Source organism: Escherichia sp. E10V10 (genome assembly GCF_004211985.1).
In the GTDB taxonomy this organism is placed as follows: Bacteria; Pseudomonadota; Gammaproteobacteria; order Enterobacterales; family Enterobacteriaceae; genus Escherichia.
Genome location: NZ_RHJO01000018.1, coordinates 83,846 through 90,305, shown reverse-complemented (window position 1 = coordinate 90,305; position 6,460 = coordinate 83,846). Strand labels below are relative to the sequence as shown.

Genomic DNA, 6,460 nt, shown 5'->3' with positions numbered 1-6,460 from the left:
CAGCACCGGAGATAAATATTAGTGTTATATAGCGGATCCATTGCAACATGTTTTTCCCTGTGGGAATTTAATTCTAAAATAATGTCTAATATTGTATTCCAGATAACGCAGCAACTGCACACCAGAAGTGCTAAACATAGTCTTAAAGTATAACAATGAGACTTTGCTCATTTTTAATTAGTCGTTAATCTAATAGAGATGAGATTATAATATTTATATTAGGAATATATAATGCGAAATCATATATTCCAGTGATATTAAGAAATGACAAATTCAATACGGGTTTTAGAAATTAAACCGTGACCATGCTGGCAGAAATAATCCACCGCACCACACGCTTTTAACACCTGTAACGGTTGGTGGCAGTCAGGGCAAAGTGCCTGGACGGTGAAATCTTTGTCGCAAGTTACGCAGTGAGCCGTCTCGCCTTGGCGTTCGAGAGGATTTTGGCAGATTGGGCAGCTGAGTTCCATAAATGATCCTCATATTTTCATGGGTTTCCCTTTCCATATGGAAAGGGAAACCAGATAAGTAATTACTTACTTTTCTTGATATGCTTCATCAGGCGCTTACGCTTGCGCATCTGGGTCGGCGTCAGGGTGTTACGCTTGTTCGCATATGGGTTTTCCCCTTCTTTGAACTGAATACGAATCGGCGTCCCCATCACATCCAGAGACTTGCGGAAATAGTTCATCAGATAACGCTTGTAGGAATCCGGCAGGTCTTTCACCTGGTTACCGTGAATCACCACAATCGGCGGGTTATAACCACCGGCGTGGGCATATTTCAGCTTCACACGACGACCGCGTACCAGCGGCGGTTGGTGATCTTCAACAGCCATCGTCATGATGCGCGTCAGCATAGAGGTCCCCACACGACGGGTGGAGCTGTCATACGCTTCACGTACTGATTCAAACAAGTTACCAACACCACTGCCGTGCAAGGCAGAGATAAAGTGCACGCGAGCAAAATCGATAAAGCCCAGACGGAAGTCCAGCGTTTCTTTCACCTGCTCTTTCACTTCCTGACTCAGGCCATCCCACTTATTCACCACAATGACAAGTGAGCGCCCACTATTGAGAATAAAGCCCAGCAGCGAGAGATCCTGATCGGAAATACCTTCGCGCGCATCAATCACTAACATCACCACGTTGGCGTCTTCAATGGCCTGCAACGTTTTGATTACGGAGAATTTCTCTACAGCATCGGTGATTTTGCCGCGTTTACGTACGCCAGCGGTGTCAATGAGTACATACTCACGTCCGTCACGTTCCATTGGAATGTAGATACTGTCACGCGTTGTGCCTGGCATGTCGTAAACCACAACGCGTTCTTCACCGAGAATACGGTTAGTGAGCGTAGACTTACCGACGTTCGGACGCCCCACAATCGCCAGTTTGATCGGCAGACTTTGAGGATCGAAGTCGTCTTCCTCTTCTTCTTCGCCGTTCTCTTGCGCTTCAAATTGCGCCCAGTATTCTGCGTCTTCGTCCACTTCTTCTTGCGGCGCGAGATCTTCCATCCACGGCAGAAGGACGTGCTCCAGCAGGCTTAATACGCCACGACCATGAGACGCGGCAATTGGGTAGATTTCGCCTAAACCGAGCGAATAGAAATCAACAACTGCCTGGTCTGGATCTAAACCATCAGTTTTGTTTGCCACCAGGAAGGTAGGTTTTTCTCGGGAGCGCAGGTGCTTGGCAATAGCTTCATCTGCCGGCATCAGGCCAGCACGCGCATCAACCATAAACAGTACAACGTCTGCTTCTTCAATCGCCAGCAGCGACTGTTCCGCCATGCGGGTTTCAACACCGTCTTCCGTACCGTCAATACCGCCGGTATCAATACAGATAAACTCGCGGCCTTCAATTTCTGCACGACCGTACTTACGGTCACGAGTCAGACCCGGGAAATCCGCAACCAGCGCATCTCGGGTGCGAGTTAGACGGTTAAATAACGTGGATTTACCTACGTTAGGGCGCCCGACAAGCGCGACCACAGGTACCATGTTTAAAGCCTCATTTTTATAAATCATCAGACAACGATCGCTTTTTTTGCGTCGTTGTTAAAAACAGGAAAACGGCCCCTGTCCAGGAGCCGTTTTCAAAGTGAACGACAGAGACGATTAACGTGTAATGGAGTACACAGTCCCGTCTTTTGCCTGGATCAGCAGTTTGCCATCAGCGGCAACCGGTTCGGTCTGGAAACCGGAGCTATCAACTTTTTGCTGGGCAACGAAACGACCATCTTCGACGTTAATCCAGTGCAGATAGCCTTCACTGTCACCCACCACCAGGTTGCCATTATACAGCACCGGAGAAGTCAGCAGGCGATGCAACAGCTCGCTTTGCGTCCACAGCGTAACGCCGCCATCAATGGTCAACGCCATCACCCGGTCATTTTGATCGACCAGATAGATGCGGTTACCGTCGACGATGAAATCATTCACCGAACCCAGTTCGCGTTTCCACATAATCTGACCGCTGCGCAGATCAAGCGCCGTCAGGTTACCATTATAGGCCAGTGCAAAAACAACGCCGTTAATGATTACTGGAGTTGTGTCAACATCGCTCAGACGGTCGATTTCAGTAGAGCCGGTCGCCTGGGAGATGCGCTGTTGCCAAATCATCTGGCCCTGTTGCATCAGTACTGCACTGACGCGGCCATTATCACCACCAACGACTGCTGCGCCAAACGCTGTGGCTGGCGCAGATTCGCCACGCAAAGAGAGCGAAGGCATATCAAGGTTAACTGTCCATTTAACAGCACCGTCTGCTTCGTTCAGCGCTTGCAACTGACCATTACTGGTGTGGATAAGTACCAGACCATCGCTAACCACCGGGCGAGAAAGTGCTTCACCCGCGACTTTAGTTTGCCATGCTACAGTACCATCACTGGTATTCAGCGCGTAAACCTGCGCCTTTTCGCTGCCAATGTAAACATGACCACCTGCTACGGTCACGCCGCCAGAAAGCAATGCCGGCTCTTTAGACAACCAGCCATCTTTCTCGGCCAGACTGACAGACCAGATTTCTTTGCCGTCATCCGCATTCATCGCTTTTACTAAACCAGCGCGATCCGCTGCATAGACAACGTTGTCCGCCAGTGCCGGATGAAGATTAGAATAGAAGTTGCCAATGCCGCTACCAACAGAGGTGCTCCACGCCGTGGTCGGCGTAAACTGGTTTTCAACGGTCGGCAATGGGGACATCTTTACCACATCTTCTTCGCTGTTAAACAGCGAACAGCCGCTTAAAAGAGTAACGGAAAGCAGTCCTGGCAGCAGTAATTTACGCAATTGCATCGGGTCCCTCTCAGATGGACAAATTATTAATTTTCATCTGCATCATTTCGCTCAGTGCCGGGGTAGCATCGCTTTTCACGCCTGCTTCCCATGCACTACGCGCACCTTGCTTATCACCTTTGCTCAGCAATGCTTCACCACGCAGGTCGGCAACAATAGCAGCCCACCCTTCACCTTTAATGGTTTCAAGGGTTTTCAGCGCGGCATCAGCCTGCTTGAGCTGCACCTGAACTCGGGCAAGACGCAGATTTATCACGGCTTTGAGATTTTCATCGCTCGTGTCCGCCAACCCCTGTTGCAATTGGGCGGCAGCTTTCTCTAGTTCATTTTTGTCAACAAATTGCTGCGCAAGTTCCAAAGAAGCCAGCGCGCCATAAGTATTTTTATTTTCAGCAGCGAATTTTTCCGCCGCCGGAATGCTGTCTGGTTTGCCTTCGCTAACTGCGGTAACCGCATTGTGATAGGCAAGAGAAGTGGAGCGTGCGGAATCAACCTGATGGCTGTTCCAGTAGCGCCAGCCAATCAGTGCGCCAACGCCCAAAATCACCCCAACAGCCAGTGCTTTGCCATTTTCAGCAAAAAAGCGTTTAACCGCTTCAACCTGGTCGTTTTCGTTCTCGTAAATTTCCACGCTGTCCTTCTCCTTCCTTAACCCAGTAACGTGCGCAAATGCGCGGCTACGCTATCCTGCGCAACTGCCGTTTGCTCACCAGAGCGCAAATCCTTCACTACTGCCGTGCCGTTGGCCACTTCGGACTCACCCAGCACCACAGCAACGCGTGCGCCCCATTTATCAGCACGGGCAAACTGTTTCTTAAAGTTGCCGCCGCCGTGGTTGGTCATCAATTTCACACCCGGTAATTCATCACGCAGACGCTCAGCTAATGCCAGCGCCGCAGATTGTGTATCGGTGCCTGAAGCCACCAGGTATATATCGACAACGGGATCGGCTTTAAATTCCGGATTAACTGCCTGAACTAACAACACAAGACGTTCGAGGCCCATCGCAAAACCTACTGCCGGTGTTGCACGGCCACCCAGCTGTTCCACCAGACCGTCATAACGACCGCCTGCGCACACGGTTCCCTGGGAACCGAGGCTGTTAGTCACCCATTCGAAAACGGTACGATTGTAGTAATCCAGACCACGCACCAAACGCTGGTTGACGGTGTAGGCAATACCTGCGCTCTCCAGCAGTTTGCACAGACCAGCAAAATGCTCGCGAGACTCCTCGTCAAGATAATCGCCTAACGCCGGAGCGTCATTGAGTAACGCCTGCACTTCCGGATTTTTGGAATCCAGCACGCGCAGCGGGTTGGTGTACATGCGGCGTTTGCAGTCTTCGTCCAGCTTTTCTTTATGCTGTTCGAGGAATGCCACCAGCGCATCGCGATAATTCGCTCGCGCTTCCAGTGAACCGATTGAGTTCAACTCGAGGGTAACGTGTTCAGAGATACCCAGCGCACGCCACCAGCGGGCGGTGAGCATGATCAATTCGGCGTCAATATCCGGACCCTGCAGACCGAAGACTTCACAACCTAGCTGATGGAATTGACGATAACGGCCTTTTTGCGGACGCTCATGGCGGAACATCGGCCCGATATACCACAGACGCTGTTCCTGATTGTACAGAAGACCATGCTCGATGCCGGCGCGTACACAGCCCGCCGTCCCTTCAGGGCGCAAAGTCAGGCTGTCGCCATTGCGATCCTCAAAGGTGTACATCTCTTTTTCAACCACGTCGGTGACTTCACCAATCGCACGTTTGAATAGCGGGGTCTGCTCTACAATCGGCAAGCGGATTTCACTGTAACCGTAGCTGCCGAGCACGTTTTTCAGTGTGCCTTCAATGCGCTGCCAAATGGCCGTTTCGCCAGGCAGGTAATCGTTCATGCCGCGAATGGCTTGAATGTTTTTTGCCACGTTTATTCTCTTTCTGAATATAAAAATGAACCCTCAACGCTTCCGTCAATGTTTCGGGAGCTATGCGGGTTCAATCATACACGGGAAGCGAGGCGCTTCCCATCACGTTATTATTTTTCAACCTGCTGAACGTCAATTCGACGCGCTTCGTCCAGCTGACTGGCTTTCGCACGAATGCGCGCTTCCAGCTGATCGATCATGTCATTGTTGTCCAGACGGTCTTTGCGCACGCCATCTTCGTAAAGGCCGCTTTTCTTGTTACCGCCCGTGACGCCGAGTGTAGAAACCAGTGCCTCACCAGGGCCATTCACCACGCAACCAATGATCGAAACGTCCATCGGGGTAATGATATCTTCCAGACGCTGCTCAAGTGCGTTAACCGTACCAATGACGTCAAACTCCTGACGAGAACAGGTCGGGCAGGCGATGAAGTTGATCCCGCGCGAACGGATTCGCAGCGATTTCAGGATATCGAAACCGACTTTGATCTCTTCAACCGGATCGGCAGCCAGCGAAACGCGCAGCGTGTCACCAATACCTTCAGACAGCAACAGACCTAAACCGATGGCAGATTTCACCGCCCCACTGCGTGCGCCACCGGCTTCGGTGATCCCAAGATGCAGCGGCTGATCGATCTGTTTTGCCAGCAGACGATATGATTCTACTGCCAGGAAAACGTCTGACGCTTTGACACTGACTTTAAACTGATCGAAGTTCAGACGATCAAGATGATCAACATGGCGCATGGCGGACTCAAGCAACGCCTGCGGCGTCGGTTCGCCATACTTTTCTTGCAGATCTTTTTCCAGCGATCCCGCGTTAACGCCAATACGGATCGGAATGTTTTTATCGCGCGCACAGTCAACCACCATGCGAATACGCTCTTCATTACCGATATTGCCAGGGTTAATACGCAGACAATCGACGCCGTATTCCGCTACTTTAAGCGCAATGCGATAGTCGAAGTGGATGTCAGCCACCAGCGGCACGTTAACCTGCTGTTTGATGAGTTTGAACGCTTCTGCCGCGTCCATCGTCGGTACGGATACACGGACGATATCAGCGCCAACACGTTCCAACGCCTTGATTTGATTGACCGTTGCTTCGACGTCTGTCGTACGCGTATTGGTCATGGACTGTACGGCGATGGGAGCACCATCGCCAATCGGCACATTCCCAACGTAAATACGTGTTGATTTTCTACGTTGAATTGGAGCCTGGTTATGCATGCAA

6 protein-coding genes are annotated in these 6,460 nt (G+C 51.0%); all 6 read right to left on the bottom strand.

The features are described 5' to 3' along the window. Window positions 1–257: 257 nt before the first annotated feature. Complete coding sequence (locus tag D9736_RS18100; RefSeq protein ID WP_130258879.1) at window positions 258–473, bottom strand: zinc ribbon domain-containing protein; 216 nt, start codon at window positions 471–473, stop codon at window positions 258–260. A 62-nt stretch (window positions 474–535) separates the two neighbouring features. After that, window positions 536–2,008, bottom strand: a complete 1,473-nt coding sequence (gene der, locus D9736_RS18095; protein ID WP_032281443.1) for a ribosome biogenesis GTPase Der — start codon at window positions 2,006–2,008, stop codon at window positions 536–538. 117 nt (window positions 2,009–2,125) lie between these two features. Further along, the gene (bamB, locus tag D9736_RS18090) at window positions 2,126–3,304 is read right to left on the bottom strand and encodes an outer membrane protein assembly factor BamB (RefSeq protein WP_130258878.1); all 1,179 of its coding nucleotides are present in this window, start codon (window positions 3,302–3,304) and stop codon (window positions 2,126–2,128) included. Between the two features lie 10 nt (window positions 3,305–3,314). Continuing rightward, a complete protein-coding gene (gene yfgM, locus D9736_RS18085) occupies window positions 3,315–3,935 on the bottom strand; it encodes an ancillary SecYEG translocon subunit YfgM (RefSeq protein ID WP_130214611.1) in 621 nt (206 codons plus the stop codon). 17 nt (window positions 3,936–3,952) lie between these two features. Continuing rightward, window positions 3,953–5,227 (bottom strand): histidine--tRNA ligase, encoded by a 1,275-nt coding sequence (gene hisS / locus D9736_RS18080; RefSeq protein ID WP_130258877.1) that lies wholly within the window; start codon window positions 5,225–5,227, stop codon window positions 3,953–3,955. Window positions 5,228–5,337: 110 nt separating this feature from the next. Further along, window positions 5,338–6,456, bottom strand: coding sequence for a flavodoxin-dependent (E)-4-hydroxy-3-methylbut-2-enyl-diphosphate synthase (gene ispG / locus D9736_RS18075; protein ID WP_000551807.1), 1,119 nt, complete (start codon window positions 6,454–6,456; stop codon window positions 5,338–5,340). Window positions 6,457–6,460: the final 4 nt, after the last annotated feature.

What these genes read in the sequence shown, in the direction of transcription:
- D9736_RS18100 (WP_130258879.1), bottom strand. Translation starts at nt 473, where the DNA reads ATGGAACTCAGCTGCCCAATCTGCCAAAATCCTCTCGAACGCCAAGGC.
- bamB (WP_130258878.1), bottom strand. Translation starts at nt 3,304, where the DNA reads ATGCAATTGCGTAAATTACTGCTGCCAGGACTGCTTTCCGTTACTCTT.
- ispG (WP_000551807.1), bottom strand. Translation starts at nt 6,456, where the DNA reads ATGCATAACCAGGCTCCAATTCAACGTAGAAAATCAACACGTATTTAC.
- der (WP_032281443.1), bottom strand. Translation starts at nt 2,008, where the DNA reads ATGGTACCTGTGGTCGCGCTTGTCGGGCGCCCTAACGTAGGTAAATCC.